Consider the following 20,446-nt stretch of genomic DNA (forward strand, 5'->3'; position numbering starts at 1 on the left):
GGCCCCTCACGCTGGGGTCGACGATCGCGAGGTCGACTTCCCGTATCGCGGCGCGACATTCGCTTTTATACGATTCCGTACAATTGATCTATACGGTAACGTACAGAATCAGTCCGATCAATGGAGGTGGCCAGATTCCTGCCGTGCCCCGCACCACCCGCGACCGCTGGATCGAGGCGGGTCTGGAAGCACTCGCCCGCGGTGGACCCGATGCCGTCCGCGTGGAGACGCTCGCCGCCCAGCTCGGCGTGACGAAGGGCGGGTTCTACGGCTACTTCGACGGCCGTCCCGCGCTGCTCACGGAAATGCTGGACGAGTGGGAACGCCGCTGCACGACAGCCGTCCTCGCCCAGGCCGAAGCCGAAGGCGGCGACGCCGCCGACCGGATCCGGCGCGCCGGACGATTGACCTTCACCGAGGACCTGCACCGCATCGATCTCGCGGTGCGCGCTTGGGCCCGCCACGACGAATCGGTGGCCACGCGCCTGCGGCGCATCGACAACGAGCGGATGACTTTCCTGCGCAAAATGTTCGGGGCCTTCATCACCGACCCCGACGAGGTCGAGGCACGCAGCACCCTGACCTTCGCCCTCGCGATCGGCCGTCACTTCATCGTCGCCGACCACCCCGGCTACACCACTCGCGAAGCCGTCGAACTCGCCGGAGAATACCTTCTGCGTCCGCCGCGCTGAACGCTGCGCACGTTCGGCAGGCCGGGCTTTCGCGTGAGAGCTCGGCCCCGTTCCGGGCCGCAGCACACCGGTCGCGCCGCCGTATTTCCCATCGATCGAGCTGATCTGAATCGTTGACACTCCGCGTGCGATGGCGAGCGTGTGCGCACATTCTCCGCCGTGGCCACGCGTTATTCCTTCCCGGTCCGTCGAGCCCGGTGACACAGCCCGTCTTCGGCCGTGCTCGCAGCCCCCGTCCGGTCCGTCGCAGAGCGGTTTCGGGCGTTGCACCGCACGATATTCGCGCATGGAGAGAAACGGGAGACGATGGCACCGAACCCACTGCATATCGGCGTCGCGCTCGACGGGGCAGGCTGGCATCCGGCCGCGTGGCGGGAGCCCAACTCCCGTCCTGCCGAACTGTTCGGCCCCGGCTACTGGACCGACCTGATCCGGACCGCGGAGCGGGCACTGCTCGATTTCGTGAGCATCGAAGACAGTCTGCGGATCCCCGGTGGAGGGCACGCACCGTCCGACGACGCCGTCGATCAGGTCAGGGCCAGGATCGACGCGCATCTGATCGCCGCACGGATCGCCCCGGTCACCCGGCGTATCGGTCTCATTCCGACCGTGACGACCACGCACACCGAGCCGTTCCACGTCTCCAAGTCGATCGCCACCCTCGACTACACCTCGGGTGGCCGGGCGGGTTGGCAAGCGCGGGTGTCCGGTACCGCCGAGGAGGCCGCCCACTTCGGACGCCGTGCGGTGCACGACCTGACTCCCGCCGAACTCGCCGAAGCCCTCGCCTCCGGCGTCTTCCCCGACCGGGTGCGCGATCTCTTCGACGAAGCCGCCGACGCCGTCGAGGTGGTGCGGCGGCTATGGGACAGCTGGGAGGACGACGCGGAGATCCGCGATGTGGCCACTCGCCGGTTCATCGATCGCGACAAACTGCACTACATCGACTTCGAGGGCCGCTTCTTCAGCGTCCGCGGGCCATCGATCACGCCGCGTCCGCCGCAAGGGCAGCCGGTGGTGGCGGCTCTTGCGCACGGCCCCTTGATCTACGAATTCACCGCCCGCGGTGCCGATCTGGTCTTCGTCACGCCCACCCGCGACGAGGGCCCCGGCCCGATCCTGAAACAAGTCGCGTCCGCCGCGGCGCGGGTGGGACGCGCCGGTGAGCCGCTGCGAGTCTATGCCGACATCACCGTTTTCCTCGATACCGACGAGCAGTCCGGTCCGCAGCGTCTGTCCCGGCTGAGCGAACTCGCGGGTGCCGAATTCGGTTCCGACGCCGCCGTCTTCGCGGGAAGCGCCGACGAGCTCGCCGATCTGCTCACCGACTGGAGCGAGCAGGGGGTCGACGGGTTCCGATTGCGGCCCGGCGTCGCGGTCGACGACTTGGCGGCAGTGGCCGACCGGCTCGTCCCCGCGCTGCAACGCCGCGGTGTGTTCCGCACCGGCTACCCGGACGGCTCGCTGCGCGCGCTGCTCGGCCTGCCCACCGACGTCCCCAACCGCTACGCGACTGCCTGAGCGAGGTCACCATGAGCACCCCCCGTAAGCAGGTCATCCTTGGCGCCTACCTCGGCGGCGTCAACCATCACACCGCCTGGTGGCATCCCGAGGCGGGCAGCCAGATCGATTTCAGCAGTTTCGAGCACACCGCCCGCACCGCCGAACGCGGCAAGTTCGACTTCTTCTTCCTCGCCGAAGGGCTCGTCCTGCGCGAACGCGCGGGCCAGATCTTCGATCAGGACATCATCGGCCGCCCCGACACCTTCACCGTGCTGGCCTCGATCGCCGCGGTCACCGAGCATCTCGGGCTCGCGGGCACCATCAACGCCACCTTCAACGAGCCCTACGAACTGGCCAGGCAGTTTGCCAGCCTGGACCATCTCTCCGGCGGCCGCGCCGCGTGGAACGTCGTGACCTCGTTCGACGCCTTCACCGGCCGGAACTTCCGGCGCGGCGGATTCCTCGATCCCGCCGACCGCTATGCGCGCGCCGAGGAGACGCTGAACGCCGTTCGGGCGCTGTGGGATTCCTGGGACGCGGCCGACATCGTCGCCGACAAGGACTCCGGGCGGTTTCTGGCCAGGCCGGACGCCGGCGCTTTCGCCTTCCACGGCAGCCAGTTCGACATCTCCGGTCGCTTCACCGTGCCGCGCAGCCCTCAGGGCAGGCCGGTGATCCTCCAGGCGGGCGTGTCACCACAGGGACGCGCTTTCGCCGCGGCCAACGCCGATGCCATCTTCTCCCCGTACGGCAAATTGCCGGAGGCCGCGGACTTCTACCGCGACATCAAGTCGCGCGCTGTGGCGGCGGGGCGGGCCGCCGAGGACATCAAGATCCTGCCGTCGGCCAGTTTCGTGCTCGGCGACACCGAGGCCGAGGCGATCGAGAAATACCACGCCATCCGCGACGAGCAGGTCACCGGGCAGACCGCGCTGATTCTGCTGGAACAGATCTGGAACCGCGATCTGTCCGGCTACGACCCGGAAGGGCCGGTCCCCGACATCGATCCCGACCCCGACGCCCCGCCGATCATCCAGGGTCGCGCCTTCGTCCACCAGGACCGCTTCGCCACCGCCGAACGTCTGCGCCAGGTCGCCGAGACGAAGAAGCTCTCGCTGCGCGAGGTGGTGATCGACCAGTTCGAACGCGGCCCCCTGGTCGGAACCCCCGCGCAGGTCGCGGAGCAGATCGACGCTTTCGTGCAGAACGACGGCTCCGACGGTTTCATCCTCGGTTCCCACCTGGTGCCGTGGGGCCTGGACGAATTCGTCGACAAGGTGGTGCCGCTGTTACAGGATCGCGGTGCGCTGCGCACCGAGTACGCGGGGACCACCCTGCGCGACAATCTCGGCCTGCCGGATGTGCGCTCGGCGAAGGCGGTGCCGGCCGACGCCTGAGTTCGGCCGCGGTCGTCCGCACGTCCTATCGACCGGCGTCCGCTGCCGGGCCCACTGGCCCTCCCGGCAGCGGATGCCGGTCGATGCCTGTGTGGCGGGCGGCCGGGTGGCCTTGTTGTCGAGACGAGTCCGGCCGCGAAGCCGGGATCAGACAGGGCCGGAGATGAGTTCGAGCAGGGTCGCGAGAGCGTTCTCGAGGGTGGTGACGTAGGGGACCTCGGGCGGCAGCGCAACGGCGGACCAGCCCGGCCCGGCCACCAGCACCCGCACCGTCGGCTGCCGCACGGCCCGAAGGGTTTCCGGCGTGGCGCTCGGCGGCAACTGCGACCAGAGCACGAGCGAGCAATGCTCGTCGTAATGCGCCAAGGCGTCGCTCAGCGCCGAGTCGGGCACCGCCGCACCCAGCAGCACGGCGACGACGCCCTGCTCGGCCAGCGCGGCCCGCAACACCTCCAGGGGAAGCACATGGTTCTCCCCCGCCGTGCACGCCAGGAGAACCGGCGGCTGGCCGCGCGGCCGCCGGACCGGTGGGAACATCCGATGCAACCCCGCGATCACCGCCCAGGACAACAGGTGTTCCACTTCGACCAGGCCGCCGCCATCGGCCTGCTCCGCAACGATGGTCGCGAAGGCCGGCCGGCACAAACCGTTCCACGTCGCCACCACACCGTCGCGCGCGAGCCGCGCCATGATCAGCGTGAGCGCGACATCGGGTTCGAGCCGGTCGGCGGCGACCAAGAGCGCGCTGCGGCCTTCTGACGCGCGCGCAGCCTGGGCGAGCGCCTGGCGCGCGGCTCCCGCCGGCGCCGCGCCCGCCGCGATGAAGTCGATCATGCGCCGCAGAGTCGCGATGTCTGATTCGCTGTAGCGGCGGTGCGCACCCCGCTGCCTGCGCGGCGGGCCGATCCCGTAGCGCTGGTTCCAGCTGCGCAGCGTGGCGACCGGAATGCCCAGCCGCCTCGCCACCGCGCCCACCGGGTATCGGCCGGACTCCTCGTCAACCATCGTCGGACCGCATCCGGCACACGAGTTCCACTCCTTCGAAAAAGCTCGAGCTGATGCATCGATTTTGCATCATTACTGGCGTAGCGTGAAGCCTGACAAGCCGAACTTCCCGAGGAGGACGCGCCATGAACCGACGCACTTTCACCCGATCACTCGGGCTGACGACCACCGTCGGCGCGGCATGGCTGGGCATGTGGTTCACCGCACCAGCCGCCACCGCCGCTCCGGCGGCGTGCCCCGCACCCGGCCCCGCCGCCACCCAGAGCACCGACGGCACGGCATCGTGCGCGGCGCGCAGCGACACGGGAGGCGCTGCGGCCGCCTACGGCATCGAGGCGGCAGCCAGCGCAGACGCAGCTCCGAGCAGCCTTTCCCTGGCGATCGCGCAGGGCGGCGGCGTCGCCACCTCGAACTCGACGTTCCTGTCGGGTCCGGCCGCGATAGCCGTCGGACCCGACGCGAGAGTCACGACCAGCGGCGTGCGCCCGGGACTGTCGATCGGCATCGCCGGCCCTGGCGCGACGGTCGCGGTCACCGGCGTCACCGCGCCGACCTGCGGCGGCGGATTCGGGTTCGCGGGCGATTTCCAGACAGGCCAGGCCTGCTTCTCGCCTCGATAATGCATCGTTATGTGCAGCATGTCAGACGTGCGGGTGGCTGCCCGAGGCGTGGAAGGAAAGCGCGAATGAACATCGTGTGGTCGGAATCGATAGTGCGCGAACCGGCCGGTGACCTGCCGGCCCTCGCAACCACCCCCATCTCGCTGTGGCGGGAGACGGTGCGGAAGGCGGTGCTCGCCGAGTTGGGCGATTTCGTCCCGCGAGCCTGCCCCGCGCCGCTTCGCCGCCTGGGCGCGGAGGACATTCTGCGGCAATACGCCATGGGCGGGAAGTGCCTGCGATCGACGTTCATGTACCTGGGCTGGCGGTGCGGCGCGCCGGACGATCAGGCGGCGCTGCGCGCGGCCGCAGGCCTGGAACTGCTGCACGCGTTCGCGCTGCTCCAAGACGACGTCATGGACCGGTCCGCGACGCGCCGCGGCGCACCGGCGGCGCATGTCCGGTTCGCCAGGGCCCACCGCGACATCGGGGCGCCCGGCTCCGCCGCCAGGTACGGCGAGTCCGCCGCGATCCTGCTCGGGGACATGTGTCTGGTGTGGGCCGAGCAGATGCTCCGGGACAGCGGGCTCGCCGAAACCGCGCTCGCGCGGGCGTGGCCGCGCTACGACACCATGCGGGTGGAACTGGCGACCGGCCAGTTCGCGGATCTGCTCAACGACGCGCGCACCGAGCCCGCGCTGGCCTCGGTGCTGGCGATCGCGCGGATCAAGTCCGGCAACTACACGGTGCGATGCCCCTTGGAGATGGGGGCCGCGATGGCAGGCTGTCCCGCGACCGTCCTGGACGCGCTGGGCCGGTACGGCGCCGCGGTGGGCGAGGCCTTCCAGTTGCGGGACGACATACTCGGCATCTTCGGGTCGCAGGCCGTGACCGGCAAACCCGCCGACGGCGACCTCGCGGAACGCACCGCGACCAGCGTGGTGGTCCTCGCGCGGGAGATGGCGACCCACTCGGCGCGGGCCGAATTGTCCTTCCTGCTGCATCGCCCCCGGCTGCGCCCCGTGGAGATCGACCGCGCCAGAACCCTGATCATCGAGTCCGGGGCGCCCGACCGGATCGAGACGATGATCGCCGACTTGGTCGCCCGCGCGGTGGACGCCCTGAGCACCGCCGATCTCACCGCACCGCTGCGCGCCGCCTTGGCGCACATGGCCTTCGCCTGCACCGGACGCGTCGCATGACCAGGAGGTTGCACATGCGCATCGTCGAAGGAGCGACCGACCGGGTGGTGGTGGTCGGAGCCGGACTCGCGGGGTTGTCCGCGGCCGCGCATCTGGCGGGCCGCTCTCGCGAAGTGATCGTCGTGGAACGCGAAGCGGTACCGGGCGGCCGAGCCGGGTACGCCGATCCGGCGGGCTATCGCCTCGACACCGGCCCGACGGTTTTGACCATGCCCGACATCGTCGACGATGTCTTCGCGGCCGCGGGCGCACGCACCGCCGACCACTTGCGGCTCGAGCCGGTGGAACCGGCGTATCGGGCGCATTTCACCGGCGGGCGCACGCTCGAGGTGCACGCCGATGCCGAGCGCATGGAAGAGGAGATCCGCCGGTTCTGCGGCCCTGAGCAGGCGGACGGCTATCGTCGCCTGCGGCATTGGCTGACGCGCTTGTACCGAGTGGAGATGGACCGGTTCATCGCCGCGAATTTCGACTCACCGCTGTCCATGGTGACGCCGGCGCTCGCCCGGCTGATCGCCCTCGGTGGTTTCGGGCGATGGGATCGCGCCGTCGCGCGCTACATTCGCGACCCCGAACTGCGGCGGGTCTTCACGTTCCAATCGCTGTACGCGGGTGTGGCGCCCAGCCGGGCCCTCGCCGCCTATGCGGTCATCGCCTACATGGACACCATCGGCGGTGTGTTCTTCCCGCGCGGTGGGATGCGCGCGCTCCCGGCAGCGCTGGCCGACGCGGCGACCGGGGCCGGTGTCCGATTCCGCTACGGCGCCGCCGTGACCGCGCTGGAGCGCGCCGGTTCGCGGATCACCGCGGTGCACACCACGGACGGCGATCGCATCCCGTGCGACACGGTGGTGCTGACGACGGAGCTGCACGAGACCTATCGCCTGGTCACGCGCACACCCCGGCGTCCGGCGCCGCTGACCGCCGCGCCGTCGGCGGTGATCGCCCATCTCGGCTGCGCGCCGACGATCGAGATGTCGCATCACAGCCTGCTGTTCGGCGGCGCGTGGGAGGAGTCGTTCCGCGACATCATCGTCCGCGGCCAGGTGATGCGCGATCCCTCGCTGCTGGTCACCCGGCCCACGGCTACCGACCCGTCGCTGGCGCCAGCGGGACGGGACCTGCTGTCCGTGCTCGCGCCGGCGCCGAACCTCGAGCGCGGCCGCATCGATTGGGATCGGTCGGGAACCGGCTATGCCGCGCGGATGCTGGAGGTCGCTCAGGATCGTCTCGGCGCACGATTCGGCGAAGTCGAGATCCTGCGCGTGGACACACCCGCCGACTGGGCGCGCCGGGGCATGCTCGCCGGGAGCCCGTTCGCGCTGGCGCACACGTTTTCCCAAACCGGTCCGTTCCGACCGGCCAACATGCTTCGCGGCATCGACAATGTGGTCTTGGCCGGTGGCTCGACCGTGCCGGGAGTGGGAATCCCCCCGGTGCTGATCTCCGGCCGATTGGCCGCGGATCGCGTCACGGGCCCGCGCCCCGCGCGCCCGCGCCGCATCGTCTCCGCGCTCGCCACCAGCCGCATCGATGAACGACTGTGATGGGAATCCAGATGGCCCGCACCGACCTCGACACCACCCGGCCCGGCGACGAGCGATTGCACCGGTCCTACCGGTACTGCCGCCGGCTCAACGCCAGCCACGGGAAGACCTTCTTCCTGGCGACCCGCCTGCTCGCGCCGGATCAGCGCCCCGCGGTACACGCCCTGTACGGATTCGCCCGCCGCGCCGACGACATCCTCGACGAGTTCGACCCGGGTCGCGATGTGGCCGAACGGTCCCTGCGACTGGAGGCGCTCGCCGGGCATTTCCGCGACCGCGCCGCCGACGCCGACGCCGTTCTCCCCGCGGTGCTGGACACCGCCGATCGCTATCGCATACCCGCGGTGCTGTTCGACGCGTTCCTCGCATCGATGCGAATGGACCTGACCGTGACCGACTATCCCGATCGCGCCGCGCTCGACGTTTATGTTCACGGGTCGGCCGAAGTGATCGGACTGCAATTGCTGCCGATCCTGGGCGCCGCTCGCGCCGAGGAGGCCGCGCCGTACGCCGCCGCGCTCGGCAAAGCGTTCCAACTGACCAACTTCCTGCGGGACATCGGCGAAGACCTGCTGCGCGACCGGGTGTATCTGCCCGCCGACGAACTCGCCGCCTTCGACGTCGACCGCGATCTCCTGCGCTGGTGCGCGGCCCGACGGCGCACCGAGCCCAGGGTACGCAGAGCCCTGGCAGCGCAAATCGCCCGCACCCGCGACATCTACCGCTTCGCGGACGCGGGAATCGCGCTGCTGCAACGCCGTTCGCGACCGTGCGTCACGACGGCGAAGACACTGTACTCGGAGATCCTCGACCGCATCGAGGCCAGCGACTACGCCGTCTTCGATCACCGCGCGACCGTGCCGAACCGGCGGCGAGCACGGGTCGGCGCGGCCGGACTGGTCCAGGCGTGGCGGGCGCGCCGACCGGATCGGTGATCGTCACGGCGACAGTGCCGCGTCCCGCGCCGGAGGTCCGATGCCCAGCGCACCGCACCTGCGCCGCAGGCGGATTCGTCATCCCGGGCGGCGCGGCTCGTCGTCAGTATCCTGATGTCGTGATTACGCTCAGAAAAGAAGACGGTGCCGCGGACCTCGCCGGTATCACGAAATTGAGTGTCGGAGTGAGCTGGGATCCGTCGTCCGGAACGAGCGGCGGCGCGCTCGGCTGGGCACGCCGCAAACGCGGTGTCGACCTCGATCTGATCGCCGTCCTCATGCAGGGCAACGATCCCGTGCGCTTCGCGGGACTCGATTCGCTCGACCCGTTGGGCAACGGCGCGGTCGCGCACACCGGCGACGAACAGACCGGCGCCGCCTCCGGCGACGACGAGACCATCCACGTCACCTTCGCCGACGTCCCCACCGCGATCGACGCCATCATCTTCGTGGCGGCCGCTTTCAAGAAGGGCTCCTCTTTCGACAAGGCGAACAACATCTCCTTCAAGATCTACGACGCCACCGGCGGAAACAGCCAGCAAGTCGCCGACATCTGGCCATCGCTGCTCGGCACCGACAACGCCAACGCGGTCGCTCGCGCCTTCCGCAACGGCGCTCAGTGGCAACTGGAAGTGCTCAATCGCCAAGGCAAGATCAAGCAGGGCGACATGCAAGCGCTGCTGCGCTTCGCCATGCAGTAGCGCCCGCTGTGCCACCCGACGCGGCCTGCGTCGGCCGACCGCGCACTCGCGTCTTCGAATCGCTGCGATACGCGGATTCCGGTCATCGGCGCAGGGCCCCCGGTTACTCTGGGCCAATGCGATCTCGGTTCCGTCGGTCCGTCCTGGCCGCGCTCGCCGCCGCGGCATCCACGCTGCTGCTCGCCGCGCAATCCGCGGCCACCCCGCCGATACAGCCGGTCGCGGGCCTACCTGCGCTGGGCGGCGACTTCCTGTGGGGCGTATCGACCTCCGGCTTCCAGTCCGAAGGCCATGCGCCCGACAGCAATTGGACGCGATACGTCGGCTCCACCCCCGGCTACGACGGGCTCGGCGATTCGGTCGACTTCTACGGCCGCTACGCTTCCGACATCCAGCTCGCGGCGGACCTCGGTGTCCAGGTGTTCCGGATCGGGATCGAGTGGGCCCGAGTGCAACCCGCGCCTGGGGTGTGGGACGAGGGCGCGTTCCGTTTCTACGACGCGGTCGTCTCCAGCGTCGAACAGGCCGGCATGCGACCGATGATCACGCTCGACCACTGGGTGTACCCCGGCTGGGCCGTCGACCGCGGGGGCTGGCGCAATCCGCGCATGGTCGACGATTGGCTGACCAATATGCGCGCCGTCGTCGACCGCTACGCGGCGCGCAACCCGTTGTGGGTCACCGTGAACGAGCCCGTCGCCTACATCATGCACGAGGTCCGCCGGGGCGCCGCGGACGCGGGCGAGATGCTCGACCGGGTCGCGCAGGCGCACAACGCCATCTACGACTACATCCACCAGAAGCAGCCGGGCGCACAGGTGACCAGCAACATGGGTTACGTCGCCGGTTCGGAGGCGCAGGTCAACGGCCCGCTGATGGACCGCATCGCCGATCGGCTCGACTACGTGGGCGTCGACTACTACTTCGCCTTCGACCCGGCGCAGTCGCTGCTCGAGTCGATCGTGCGCGCCAGCGGCTCGGCGATGCCGACACTGCCCGGGCCGCGCATCTGGGAACTGCCGTTGCGCACCGAGGGCATCTACTATGCGCTGCAGTATTATTCGCGCCGGTTGCCCGGTAAGCCGCTCTACGTCGTCGAGAACGGGATGCCGACCGAGGACGGCCGTCCGCGCGCCGACGGCTATCTGCGCGGTGATCACCTGCGCGACACCGTCTATTGGCTCCAGCGCGCCAAGGCCGACGGCATGAACGTCATGGGCTACAACTACTGGAGCCTCACCGACAACTACGAATGGGGAAGCTACACGCCCCGGTTCGGCCTCTACACCGTGGACGTCCGCACCGACCCCTCGCTCACCCGCCGCCCCACCGACGCCGTCGGCGCCTACACGCAGATCATCGCCGCGGGCGGAGTGCCCGACGGCTACCGTCCCACCCGCGGCCCGGCCCTGTGCGTGTTCGTCGATCCACCGGCCAGCTGCCTGACTCCGGTGTCGGAACGGTAGGCGCTGCCCGCGCCGGCCTGGTCACGGCGTGCGCCATTTCTCGTCGGTCAGCAGGGTGCTGGCCTGCGGGCCCATCAGGAGCATGCCGCCGTCCACCAGGTACGACGCCCCGGTGACATAGCCAGCCTCCGGCGAGGCGAGGAACGCGACCACGGCGGCGACTTCCTTCGCGTGCCCCGTTCGACCCAGCGGCACCCCGGGACGGGACTGCTCACGGGGATCGACGTCTTCCTGCCCGGTCATCGGCGTGGAGATCTCGCCCGGCGCCACCGAATTCACGGTGATGTCGTGTTCGGCGAGTTCCAGCGCCAGCACTTTCGTCAGTGCGCCGAGCCCCGCCTTTGCCGCGCAGTACGGTGCGGCGCCCACCCGGGGAACGTGCTCGTGCACGCTGGTGATGTTGATGATCCTGCCACCGGCACCGGCTGCGATCATGTGCGCCGCGGCGCGCTGGGAGCAGACGAACGCCCCGTCCAAGTCCACCGACAGCACGTGCCGCCAGGTGTCGAAGTCCATGTCCATCGCCTTCTGCGCCGAGCCGGTTCCGGCGCAGTTCACCAGCACGTCGAGGCCACCCAGTTCGCCGGCGAGTTCATCGATCACCGGACCGGCGGACGACGGGTCCGCCAAGTCGAGACGGCGCACCGCGGCGGTCCTGCCCTGGTCGCGTACCTGCGCGGCGGTGTCCTCCGCACCGCTGCGGTCGCTGTGGAACGTCAGCCCGACATCGGCGCCGCCCGCGGCGAGGGTGACGGCGATCGCGGCGCCGATACCGGAGTCTCCCCCGGTCACCACGGCTCGGCGCGGAGTTCCCGCTCGTTCTTCCGGAAGTGGAGCTGTAGTAGCCATGTCCCGCGACTACCCGGGCGGCCCCGGACCACACCCCGCTCATTGCCGCCCCGGACGTGACCATTTCCCCCACCTTCGCATCGCCGATCCGGCGTTACGCACTCGACCAGCCCGAACCCACATTCTTTCCCGGTGCGGGGGTACTCGCGCCGTGGGAAGGAGGTGGCCATGCCCGACGTACGCGACGACGATTCGGCGGTGCCGACGGCCGAGCAGTTCGCGCGGGCCGTCCTGCGCGCCGCCGCGAAGCCCGAACGCATCGCCTCGGTGGTGGAACTGGTCGTGGGCGACCGCATCGAGGCGGGACCGATCAGGGTGGGTCCGGCGCGGCTCGCGGTCGCGGCCGTGGAGGGACGTCCCGGGATCGTGCGTGCCGCCCCCTGCGAAGCCGACGGCTGGGATGTCGGCGTGGAGGTGCCGGTCATGCTCCGGCTGCGGATCAGCATGATCGGTGTCGTCGCCCGTTTCGCGGGCGCCGTCGCCGTTCGCCTGCGTTTCGCCTTGCTGCCGGAGGACGCGTGCACGCTGCTGGTGTACACCGAGGACGTGGGAACCGAACACGTCGACGTGGAGATTCTTCCGCTGGACCGGGCCGCCAAGGTGATCGATCGCTTCGGCGACGTCCGCGCCGTGGTGGCCGACCACATCGTCGCGTACCTGCGTGAGCTGCTCGCCAGCCAGGAGGTGCAACAGATCCGGCGCATCGACGTCGGCGAACTGATCGAGCGCGCGTGGGACAGCGGCCTGCTCATCCCGCCGCCCCTCTCCGGTCGCGACGGAACCGAGCGGCGCGGCGCATGAAGGTGGTGATCACCGGCGCGAGCGGCAACGTCGGGACGGCGTTGTTGCGGGCCCTGCGTGCAGACGACTGCGAACTCGTCGGCATCGCCCGTCGCACACCGGACCGGACCAGGGAACCCTACGCGGGGGTCCGGTGGGTGTCCTGCGATATCGGCGCCGCCGACGCGGTCGAGACCCTGCGGGCCGCCTGTACGGGCGCCGACGTGCTCGTGCATCTGGCGTGGGCGATCCATCCGCGCCGCGGTGACCCGCCGATGCGCAGGACCAACCTGCTCGGCACCGAGAACGTGCTGCGCGCCGCGGCGCGGTCGGCGATGCCCCAGCTCATCGCCGCCTCCTCCTGCGCCGCCTACACCCCCGCGGAGCGATGGCGGCGGGTATCGGAGGAATGGCGGCTGTCCGGCGTGCCCGGTAGCGCGTACAGCTCGGGCAAGGCGGAGCTGGAAGCACAGCTGGACACCTTCGCGGCGGGCCACCCGGAAATCCGCACGGCGCGAATCCGTCCGTGCGGCATCGCGCAAGCCGAGGCCGCGGCGGAACTGGCGGACTGGATCCTGCCGCCGTGGCTGCCGCGACGGCTGGTCGGCGGACGCCTGGCCCCCGTGCCGTTGTGGCGCGAGTTGCGGCTGCAACTGGTGCACAGCGCGGATGTGGCTGCGGCGATCCGGCGGATCGCGCACCAGCGTGCGACCGGGGCGTTCAATCTCGCCGCCGAACCGTGCCTGGGCGCGGACGCGCTCGCGGGAATGTTCGGCGGCTTCCGTCTGCCCGCGCCTCGGCGCGCGCTTCATGCCGCCGCATGGACCGGATGGCGTGCCGGGCTGCTGCCGTTGCATCCGGCGTGGCTGACCCTGGCCGACCGAGCGTGCCTGATCGACTCGTCCAAAGCCCGTCGCGAACTCGGCTGGGCGCCTCGCTTCGCCGCGCACGAGACCGGCGCGGAGCTGGTCTCCGCCATGCGCGCCGCCAGGACCGGTTACAGCCCGCCGCTGGCCCCCGACCGGAAGATACGGCTCGGGCGTCCTTCCCACCAGGATCAGCGGCCCGGTGGCGAGCACCGGCGCTGACCGCCGGAAACCGGGGATGACAAGGGGTTATCGCCTCTGGCCGCAGCTCGTGTCGCTGCGAGCGACCGGTGATGCGAACCCGTATCGTCGCCAGCGAACAAGCAACGCGTCTCTTGCTCGTCATGCGCTGGGTTAGGCAGTGAAAGCCATTTCGGACAGCCGACCATATTGGTAAGGAGAGCGATGTTCACCCATAACAAGGATCTCCAGTTCGAAGTCCGCGTGGACCGTCCGGATCCGCGCTTCGCGACCCTGTTGCAGGAACAATTTGGCGGCGCCAACGGGGAATTGAAGGCCGCCATGCAGTATTTCAACCAGGCGTTCATGCTGCGTGGCAAACATCCGAAAACCTACGACCTGTTCATGGACATCGCCACCGAGGAACTCAGCCATCTCGAGATCGTCGGCGCGATGATCACCATGCTGCTCGACGGGCTCAACGACGATCTGAAGCAGGCCAACGAGCGGTGCGACTGGATGCCGATGGTGTCGAGCTCCGCTGGACGCGATCAGGTCATCCACCAGGTCGCGGTGAACCCGCTGTATTTCTCGCTCAGCGGCGGCGGCCCCGTGGTGAAGGACTCCGCGGGCGTGCCGTGGTCGGGCAACTACGTCGACGCCAACGGTGAGCCTTCGGTCGATCTGCGCAGCAATCTCGCGGCGGAGTCACGAGCCAAGATCGTCTACGAATATCTCAAGCAGTTCACCGACGATCCCGGTGTGCAGGACACGCTTTCGTTCTTGATGACCCGCGAGGTCGCCCACTTCCAGCAGTTCACCGCCGCGCTGAACGAATTGCCGGTCAATTTCCCGCCCGGTGTGCTGCCCGGCGACGATCGGTTCCAGAACGTGGCGTTCAACATGTCCAACGGCGCGGCGAGCGCCCGCGGTCCCTGGAACGAAGGGCAGGGCCCGTGGCCGTCGGGCACGGAGTGGCGCTATATCGACAATCCGGTCACCGAATGGCTCGACTCCGACGAGCGCGTCAATCACGGCGCGGAGACCAACCCGCAAGGCGAGCCCGCGGTTCAGGGCACCAAACCGTTCACCCACGAGTCGCACATCCCGGACTGACCTCTCCAGCGCCTGCGGCCGCGGCGAACCGGCGGCCGCTCGGACGCACAGCGACGCGGCGCGCGGCAACTGATGCCGCGCGCCGCGCTCACTGTCCGGATCAATGCCGCGGCTTGCTGATCATGTCTTTGGCGCGATCCATCATCGCGGCGAACGGACCGACGAGGACATTCGCGGTGGCCGATTCCACGCCGGGATGCGGCCGGGTCGGCGCCATCGTCTCGGCCAGTTCGACGGTTCTACGCAACCTCCGCAGGGTCTCGTCGTCGAGTTCCGCGCGCAGCCGGTTGAATTCCTCCCGTTCTTCGTGGTCGGCGTGCGCCAGCACCGCTTCGCGCAGTTCGGCCGACCTGGAATTCCACCGAGCTGATGTCCAGCGACTCCATCTCGGCGAGCTGCTTTTTCGCCTTGTTCTCCTCTTCCAGCCGCGCATCCGCGATGGACGCGCCGTCCCAAGCTCACGCCGGGCGCGCGGGTGGATGATCTCTTCCTCGGCGGTCTCGTGCACCGCGAGCAGGCGCCGCAACTCGAAGAACTTGCTTTCGCGTTCGACGGGGTCGGAGGTGTCGGCGGTCTCGGCGAACAATTGCCGGATCCGGCCGGACGCGAAACCGCCCGGCAGGCCGGTTACGTGCTCACCCTGCCCGCGATGGGAGCCGGATATATCGAGGTCGGCACGCTGTGCCGCCAGGGGCGGTGAATCTCCGAACCCGGCAGGGAAGCCAGTTCCGGAATCCAGCGCCGCACGTAGTTGCCCTCGGGGTCGTAGCGTTCCGCGGTGCCGACGGCTCCCGGGTCGAGACGTCCCGCCTGCTGCCAGGTGAAGCGGTCGCTCGCCGCGTCGTCGAGCAGCCACCGGCGGAAGTGTTCGGCCCCGACCCGCCAGTCCACCCGCAGCGTCGTGGTGAGGAAACCAGCGGCGATCACCCGCGCGCGCTCCGGCATCCATCCCTGCGCGGCCAGCTGCCGCATCCCCGCGTCGACGATCGGGTAACCGGTGCGTCCGTCGCGCCAGGCGCCCACCACGACCGGATCGTGCGCCTGCCGCTCGCCGGGACCTTCACCGGACCGTGCGATGTCGGCCCGCGCGACGAGGAACTGCAGATGGAAGTCGCGCCGAGCGAGCTGGCGAAGGAAAGCGCGCCCGTCCGTGGTCGCCATGTCGGTGTGGTACACCATCTCGGCGGCGGACAGGCACCCGAAATACAGATACGGCGACAATCGGTCGCAGCCCTCCCGCGTGAGCTCACCGGTGGCCCGGCCGCGTGGTTGCCGCCGGTCGGCGACGCAGCCCCGCCACAGCGCACGGCCGGTGATCTCGCCACCGACCGCCAGCTGCGGTGAGATGGCCGCGTCGCCGAGTTCGTCGAATCTCGGCACGGGATCGCTGTCGACGCGGGGAACGATCAGCTCCGTCGGCTCGGCCAGCGGCCGCCGCTTCGGCGCCGACAACCATCGGCGGAAGTAGGTCGCGAAATCCGGAACCTCGTCGTCGGGCCGGTACGGGCCGCAGTCGGCGGGATCCACGGCGGTCAGGGTGGCCGGATGGGTGTGCAGCAGGCAACTGCGCCGCGCCAGCCGTTCGCTCAGTGCCCGTAGGCGGCATCGGCCGTACCAGGTGGCGTCCTCGGCGATGTGGACGCTGTCGGCGTGCACCTGTGCCGCCACCCGGTCCACCGCTTCGACGTAATCACCGTGGCGAACCACCAGTTGGCCACCGGCACAGCGAAGTTCGGCGTCGAGTTCGGCGAGCGCGGCGGAGAGGAAACGGAGTTTGTTCCCAGCGGGCTTCGCGCTGCCGACGAGACGGTCGTCGACGACGTAGAGCGGAACCACCGCCGCGCCCTCGCGTACCGCGGCCACCAGGGCCGGGTTGTCGTGGACGCGAAGGTCGCGGGTGAAGAGTGCGATTGTTACGGCCATTCGGAATTCTCGACGACAGGCCTCCGTCGCGTGGATCGGCGACGGCGGTATCGGACATTCGGCGGCGTGCCACGCCGATTCGGAGCGGTATCGGAGTAAGGGGCTTTACGCCAATGCTGCGCGACCGGGGCTGTCATGTCAAGTTGCGCCCGCGGTCACGTACCGGAACGGCGCTGGCGGAACAGATCGGTGAGCCAGGGCTCCAGGTCGGCGCTCAACGCGGTCAGATCCGGCTCCTGCGACTCGTCGAGCGCGTCGGCGGTCAGTTGCCGCACGGCGTAGACGACGCCCATGTACGCGGCGACCGAGAGCAGTGGCTGCCGATCGGCGGTCGCCTTCTGCACCAGAGCGCGGATGTACTCGGCGAACAAGCGGATCGACTTTCGCCTGCGCCGCCGGGCGGCAGGCCCGAGCCCGTCGATCTCCACCTGGTAGGCACGGGCCACGACCAGGTCGTTCTGCAGGGAGCCGAGGTACTGGCCGAGCGCGTCGGCGACGATGGATCTGCGGTCTCGGCCCTTGATGTCCGCGCCCGTCAGCTGCGTCAGCAGCACCTGGATGAAGCGGTCGTAACCGGCGAAGATGCACTCGTCCTTGTTGGCGAAGGCGTCGTAGAAGGCCGCCAGCGAGACGCCGGCGCGCTTGGCGACATCGGTGGGGCCGAATCCGGCGTAACCGCGGGCCGCGAGCAATTCGGTCGCGGCGACCAGCAGCCGTTCCCGCTGTGCGGCCATCACCTGCTCACGCCCCAGATTGTGCCGCCCCCGCGGCAGCGCGGCGGGAAGTGTGAAGAACACTCCGTCTCGCACCGGAACGATCGGTGCGTCGGCGTCGGCGGGCGCGGCGGACACTCCTGCAGACTACCGAGCCGCCCATTCGGGTATGGGCGCGGCCGCAGTGGGTAGCCGCAGCACATGACCGACAGACCACTCGCCCTAGTCACCGGAGCATCCAGCGGTATCGGTTTCGAACTGGCCCGGCAGTTCATCGCACACGGCTACGACGTCGTGATCGCGGCGGAAGACGAGGCCGTCAAGACCGCCGCGGCCGCGCTGCACGACCCGCGGTACGACGTGCGGCCGGTGCAGGTCGACCTGCGTACCGCCGACGGTGTGGAACAGCTCTATCGGGCGGCCACCGAGAACGACCAGATGCCGGACGCCGTGGCCCTCAACGCCGGAATCGGGCGCGGGGGCGCCTTCGTGGAGACCGACCTCGACGACGAACTGGCCGTCATCGACCTCGATATCCGCTCGACCGTTCATCTGACCAAGCTCGTCCTGCGCGACATGGTCGAACGCAACGACGGCAAACTGCTGTTCACCTCCTCCATCGCCGCCACGATGCCGGGCGCCCGCCAAGCGGTGTACAACGCGTCGAAATCCTTCATCCAGTCGTTCGCGAAGGCGCTGCGCGAAGAACTGCGCGACACGGAGGTCACCGTGACGGCCCTGCTGCCCGGCCCGACCGACACCGACTTCTTCCGTCGCGCCGGAATGCTCGCCACTCGCATCGGCCGGTTGCCCAAGGACGATCCCGCCGATGTGGCGCGCCAAGGCGTCGATGCACTGCTCAGCGGGCGACAGCAGGTCTTCGCCGCCTCGCTGCTGACCAAGGCCTTCGGCCTCGCCAACCACGTGCTGCCCGACGCGGTCAAGGCCAAAGTCAACCGCATCATCTCCGAACCGGCCCGGCCCGGCACGCGGTGAACTCGGTGGGGCATCACCGTTCTCGACCACGGCGTGGCCCGGCCCGGTCGCCGGTTCCGGGCCACGCGCGGGAATCAGCCGAGCGGTAGCTCCAGGCGGGACGGGGCGCCGTCCGGCGCGCTGATGGTGATCGTCGAACCCACCTTGTTGGCGCTGGAATACAGCGGATCCATGCCGTCGACCACCAGCATCAGCCGATGGCCGTCCGGCACGTCGTAGGCGGCCGCCTGCAGCTCCCACGAAACGGTGGCGGGCAGGGCCGACTCGGTGGTCTTCGGTTCGTGCGTGATGATCCGGGCGGCGCCGTTCTCGTCGACGTCGAGCAGATAGGCGATCACCGTCGCGGACTCGTCGCTGCTGTCGATGGTCACCTGCACCCGGGGAATGCCGCGGATCTGCCTGGCGACGCCGCCGCGCGCCGCCAGCAGCGGCCCCGTCGACCAGACGAGGGCATGGCCGCGGTCGATCTCATCGATCCGATAGATCTTGGGATTGCCGGACCACTCCTGCTGCCCCGTCGTCATGAGCCTGTCCATCGCGACGACCTCCGGCTGGTCGCCCACCGTGAAACTGCGCTCCCATCCGGTCGCGGGATCGGAAGTCAGCGCGCCGTCGCCGCCCTCGCGCACATCGGTCAAGGTCAGCACTTCGGTGCCGGTGGTGACGTCGGCCCACGACGCCTTCTCCTCGCGCCGCGCCGGTTCGACGATCACGTTCTGGCCGTCCCCGGCTCCGGGCGTGGTCACGTAGGTGAACATGACCTGGTTGCTGATCTCCGGCCACGCGTCGACGCCGTTGTCCTCGCCCTTGAGGTGGTAATCGAGCCAGGCGTACGCTTCGCGCAGCGGCTGGTTGGGTCCCGCACCCGGCATGGGCGGCGCGATCAAGCCGGGGCCCTCCGGGGCCGCGTGATCGCCGATCCACATGTTCAGCCGTTTCGGCCGAGGCAGCTTCTCGAAGGTCTCCAGCACCTGGTTCACCGGGAAAAGGCCCTCGTGCCAGGTATTGGAGAAGAAGGTGGGGATCTCGCGGGAGCCGACATAGCTCTCCGGCGCCCGTTCGGCGCCCCAGTCGACGACCGGGTCCATGTCCACGCCCTCGTCGAACTTGGCCAGAATCTCCAGCGCCGCTTCGTCGAACTTCTCCGCCTGCTCGCCGCCGGTCAAGCCGATCAGTCCCTCGACGGCCTTCATATGGCGAGTGCCGTTGTCGTACAAGCTGGTGGCGAGGTTGCCCCAGGTGCTGAGGGCGACGACGACGGCGACCCGCTCGTCGTGCGCGGCCACGAGCTGACTGATGCCCGAGCCGTAGGACTCACCCATGAAGGCGATGCCGCTGGGATCGAGCGCGTCCAGCGCGTAGTCGAGCACCTTCTTGCCATCGGCCCGGTCACATGGACCGGCGACGTCGACGGTGCCTTCGGACGTGCCGAACCACGGCATGTCCGTTCCCGGTATGGCGGTCCACCCGATTCCGCGCGGCGTGTAGGCCAGCACGTGGTAGCCCTTCGACGCGAGGGTGAGATAGGCGTACTCGAACAACGGCCACCCGACGGGTGTCCACCCGGCGGGGAAGACCACCAGCGGGCACGGCCGGGTGGTGGTCTGCCGCAGCAGGTGCGCCGACAGCCCGACCCCGCCCGCCCCTTCGATGCGCGGGAACGTCGGCACGGCGACGTTCAGCGCCCGGTCCACGAGATCGGCCACCTCGCCGGGCACCAGCCCCCTGCCGCTGCGCTTCTGCACGGCGCTGACCAAGTTCGACGCGAACTGCACTGCTTCCGGGCGCACCTGCCCCTCGGCGTCCCATGGCCCCTGGAGCGCGATCCTCGCGAGCTGCTCGGACGTGGTCCCGACGATCGGATCTGCTTGCGACATCGGCGTCATCGATCCTTCCTGCCAGTTGCTGCGGAACTGCGGACCGCAGCAGCCTGACACGGCACGCACCGCGATCCGTCCGGATCCGACGATGCGTAT

The 20,446-nt window shown here is 69.5% G+C and carries 19 protein-coding genes; 13 read left to right on the plus strand and 6 right to left on the minus strand.

The window, feature by feature from the left end; all coding sequences use genetic code 11:
• Nucleotides 1–107 precede the first annotated feature (107 nt).
• The 3 genes from ACWDMM_RS19490 to ACWDMM_RS19500 all read left to right on the plus strand — a co-directional run bounded on the left by ACWDMM_RS19490 (nucleotide 108) and on the right by ACWDMM_RS19500 (nucleotide 3,592).
• Complete coding sequence (locus ACWDMM_RS19490; protein WP_195079468.1) at nucleotides 108–692, plus strand: TetR/AcrR family transcriptional regulator; 585 nt, start codon at nucleotides 108–110, stop codon at nucleotides 690–692.
• Between the two features lie 306 nt (nucleotides 693–998).
• Complete coding sequence (locus ACWDMM_RS19495) at nucleotides 999–2,213, plus strand: LLM class flavin-dependent oxidoreductase (RefSeq protein ID WP_449938734.1); 1,215 nt, start codon at nucleotides 999–1,001, stop codon at nucleotides 2,211–2,213.
• A gap of 11 nt (nucleotides 2,214–2,224) precedes the next feature.
• A complete protein-coding gene (locus ACWDMM_RS19500) occupies nucleotides 2,225–3,592 on the plus strand; it encodes an NtaA/DmoA family FMN-dependent monooxygenase (RefSeq protein ID WP_449938736.1) in 1,368 nt (455 codons plus the stop codon).
• 147 nt (nucleotides 3,593–3,739) lie between these two features.
• Here the strand turns inward: ACWDMM_RS19500 and ACWDMM_RS19505 are convergent, their stop codons facing one another.
• On the minus strand, nucleotides 3,740–4,597 hold the full coding sequence (locus ACWDMM_RS19505; protein WP_357102784.1) for a MerR family transcriptional regulator: 858 nt from the start codon (nucleotides 4,595–4,597) through the stop codon (nucleotides 3,740–3,742).
• 125 nt (nucleotides 4,598–4,722) lie between these two features.
• On the opposite strand from ACWDMM_RS19505, the gene ACWDMM_RS19510 reads away from it, so the two are divergent.
• From ACWDMM_RS19510 to ACWDMM_RS19535, 6 genes are all read left to right on the plus strand, one after another.
• Nucleotides 4,723–5,217: a DUF6764 family protein gene (locus ACWDMM_RS19510; RefSeq protein ID WP_357102787.1), complete on the plus strand. Its 495-nt coding sequence runs from the start codon at nucleotides 4,723–4,725 to the stop codon at nucleotides 5,215–5,217.
• Nucleotides 5,218–5,282: 65 nt separating this feature from the next.
• Entirely contained in the window at nucleotides 5,283–6,398 is a 1,116-nt protein-coding gene (locus ACWDMM_RS19515) for a polyprenyl synthetase family protein (protein WP_357102789.1), read from the plus strand.
• A gap of 14 nt (nucleotides 6,399–6,412) precedes the next feature.
• Complete coding sequence (gene crtI / locus ACWDMM_RS19520) at nucleotides 6,413–7,945, plus strand: phytoene desaturase family protein (protein ID WP_449938739.1); 1,533 nt, start codon at nucleotides 6,413–6,415, stop codon at nucleotides 7,943–7,945.
• Between the two features lie 11 nt (nucleotides 7,946–7,956).
• Entirely contained in the window at nucleotides 7,957–8,880 is a 924-nt protein-coding gene (locus ACWDMM_RS19525; RefSeq protein ID WP_357103536.1) for a phytoene/squalene synthase family protein, read from the plus strand.
• 119 nt (nucleotides 8,881–8,999) lie between these two features.
• Complete coding sequence (locus ACWDMM_RS19530; protein ID WP_067798617.1) at nucleotides 9,000–9,581, plus strand: TerD family protein; 582 nt, start codon at nucleotides 9,000–9,002, stop codon at nucleotides 9,579–9,581.
• 116 nt (nucleotides 9,582–9,697) lie between these two features.
• Entirely contained in the window at nucleotides 9,698–11,047 is a 1,350-nt protein-coding gene (locus tag ACWDMM_RS19535) for a family 1 glycosylhydrolase (protein ID WP_357102797.1), read from the plus strand.
• A gap of 21 nt (nucleotides 11,048–11,068) precedes the next feature.
• Here ACWDMM_RS19535 and ACWDMM_RS19540 read toward each other — a convergent pair whose 3' ends face one another.
• Nucleotides 11,069–11,896: an SDR family oxidoreductase gene (locus tag ACWDMM_RS19540; RefSeq protein ID WP_195079383.1), complete on the minus strand. Its 828-nt coding sequence runs from the start codon at nucleotides 11,894–11,896 to the stop codon at nucleotides 11,069–11,071.
• A 168-nt stretch (nucleotides 11,897–12,064) separates the two neighbouring features.
• On the opposite strand from ACWDMM_RS19540, the gene ACWDMM_RS19545 reads away from it, so the two are divergent.
• The 3 genes from ACWDMM_RS19545 to ACWDMM_RS19555 all read left to right on the plus strand — a co-directional run bounded on the left by ACWDMM_RS19545 (nucleotide 12,065) and on the right by ACWDMM_RS19555 (nucleotide 14,838).
• On the plus strand, nucleotides 12,065–12,697 hold the full coding sequence (locus tag ACWDMM_RS19545) for a hypothetical protein (protein WP_195079382.1): 633 nt from the start codon (nucleotides 12,065–12,067) through the stop codon (nucleotides 12,695–12,697).
• Nucleotides 12,694–13,764: an NAD-dependent epimerase/dehydratase family protein gene (locus tag ACWDMM_RS19550; protein WP_449938741.1), complete on the plus strand. Its 1,071-nt coding sequence runs from the start codon at nucleotides 12,694–12,696 to the stop codon at nucleotides 13,762–13,764. Before ACWDMM_RS19545 ends, ACWDMM_RS19550 begins: the two co-directional genes overlap by 4 nt.
• Nucleotides 13,765–13,947: 183 nt before the next feature.
• Complete coding sequence (locus ACWDMM_RS19555; protein ID WP_195079380.1) at nucleotides 13,948–14,838, plus strand: manganese catalase family protein; 891 nt, start codon at nucleotides 13,948–13,950, stop codon at nucleotides 14,836–14,838.
• A gap of 100 nt (nucleotides 14,839–14,938) precedes the next feature.
• Here ACWDMM_RS19555 and ACWDMM_RS19560 read toward each other — a convergent pair whose 3' ends face one another.
• From ACWDMM_RS19560 to ACWDMM_RS19570, 3 genes are all read right to left on the minus strand, one after another.
• On the minus strand, nucleotides 14,939–15,424 hold the full coding sequence (locus ACWDMM_RS19560; protein WP_357102804.1) for a hemerythrin domain-containing protein: 486 nt from the start codon (nucleotides 15,422–15,424) through the stop codon (nucleotides 14,939–14,941).
• A 41-nt stretch (nucleotides 15,425–15,465) separates the two neighbouring features.
• A complete protein-coding gene (locus ACWDMM_RS19565) occupies nucleotides 15,466–16,761 on the minus strand; it encodes an FAD-binding domain-containing protein (protein ID WP_357102807.1) in 1,296 nt (431 codons plus the stop codon).
• A 155-nt stretch (nucleotides 16,762–16,916) separates the two neighbouring features.
• Nucleotides 16,917–17,612 carry a TetR/AcrR family transcriptional regulator gene (locus ACWDMM_RS19570; protein ID WP_323124043.1) on the minus strand — a complete coding sequence of 232 codons (696 nt, stop codon included), beginning with the start codon at nucleotides 17,610–17,612 and terminating at the stop codon, nucleotides 16,917–16,919.
• Between the two features lie 63 nt (nucleotides 17,613–17,675).
• Here ACWDMM_RS19570 and ACWDMM_RS19575 point away from each other — a divergent pair, with 63 nt between their 5' ends.
• Nucleotides 17,676–18,470 carry an SDR family NAD(P)-dependent oxidoreductase gene (locus tag ACWDMM_RS19575; RefSeq protein ID WP_449938747.1) on the plus strand — a complete coding sequence of 265 codons (795 nt, stop codon included), beginning with the start codon at nucleotides 17,676–17,678 and terminating at the stop codon, nucleotides 18,468–18,470.
• A gap of 74 nt (nucleotides 18,471–18,544) precedes the next feature.
• On the opposite strand, the gene ACWDMM_RS19580 is transcribed toward ACWDMM_RS19575, so the two are convergent.
• Nucleotides 18,545–20,347: an alpha/beta fold hydrolase gene (locus ACWDMM_RS19580; protein ID WP_357102813.1), complete on the minus strand. Its 1,803-nt coding sequence runs from the start codon at nucleotides 20,345–20,347 to the stop codon at nucleotides 18,545–18,547.
• Between the last annotated feature and the right edge of the window lie 99 nt (nucleotides 20,348–20,446).

This window comes from Nocardia sp. NPDC003726 (assembly GCF_053586955.1).

Coding starts and splice junctions, on each gene's coding strand:
- ACWDMM_RS19510 (WP_357102787.1), top strand. CDS start 4,723: ATGAACCGACGCACTTTCACCCGATCACTCGGGCTGACGACCACCGTC.
- ACWDMM_RS19545 (WP_195079382.1), top strand. CDS start 12,065: ATGCCCGACGTACGCGACGACGATTCGGCGGTGCCGACGGCCGAGCAG.
- crtI (WP_449938739.1), top strand. CDS start 6,413: ATGCGCATCGTCGAAGGAGCGACCGACCGGGTGGTGGTGGTCGGAGCC.
- ACWDMM_RS19540 (WP_195079383.1), bottom strand. CDS start 11,896: ATGGCTACTACAGCTCCACTTCCGGAAGAACGAGCGGGAACTCCGCGC.
- ACWDMM_RS19555 (WP_195079380.1), top strand. CDS start 13,948: ATGTTCACCCATAACAAGGATCTCCAGTTCGAAGTCCGCGTGGACCGT.
- ACWDMM_RS19525 (WP_357103536.1), top strand. CDS start 7,957: ATGGCCCGCACCGACCTCGACACCACCCGGCCCGGCGACGAGCGATTG.
- ACWDMM_RS19495 (WP_449938734.1), top strand. CDS start 999: ATGGCACCGAACCCACTGCATATCGGCGTCGCGCTCGACGGGGCAGGC.
- ACWDMM_RS19565 (WP_357102807.1), bottom strand. CDS start 16,761: ATGGCCGTAACAATCGCACTCTTCACCCGCGACCTTCGCGTCCACGAC.
- ACWDMM_RS19500 (WP_449938736.1), top strand. CDS start 2,225: ATGAGCACCCCCCGTAAGCAGGTCATCCTTGGCGCCTACCTCGGCGGC.
- ACWDMM_RS19550 (WP_449938741.1), top strand. CDS start 12,694: ATGAAGGTGGTGATCACCGGCGCGAGCGGCAACGTCGGGACGGCGTTG.
- ACWDMM_RS19580 (WP_357102813.1), bottom strand. CDS start 20,347: ATGTCGCAAGCAGATCCGATCGTCGGGACCACGTCCGAGCAGCTCGCG.
- ACWDMM_RS19515 (WP_357102789.1), top strand. CDS start 5,283: ATGAACATCGTGTGGTCGGAATCGATAGTGCGCGAACCGGCCGGTGAC.
- ACWDMM_RS19575 (WP_449938747.1), top strand. CDS start 17,676: ATGACCGACAGACCACTCGCCCTAGTCACCGGAGCATCCAGCGGTATC.
- ACWDMM_RS19535 (WP_357102797.1), top strand. CDS start 9,698: ATGCGATCTCGGTTCCGTCGGTCCGTCCTGGCCGCGCTCGCCGCCGCG.
- ACWDMM_RS19505 (WP_357102784.1), bottom strand. CDS start 4,597: ATGGTTGACGAGGAGTCCGGCCGATACCCGGTGGGCGCGGTGGCGAGG.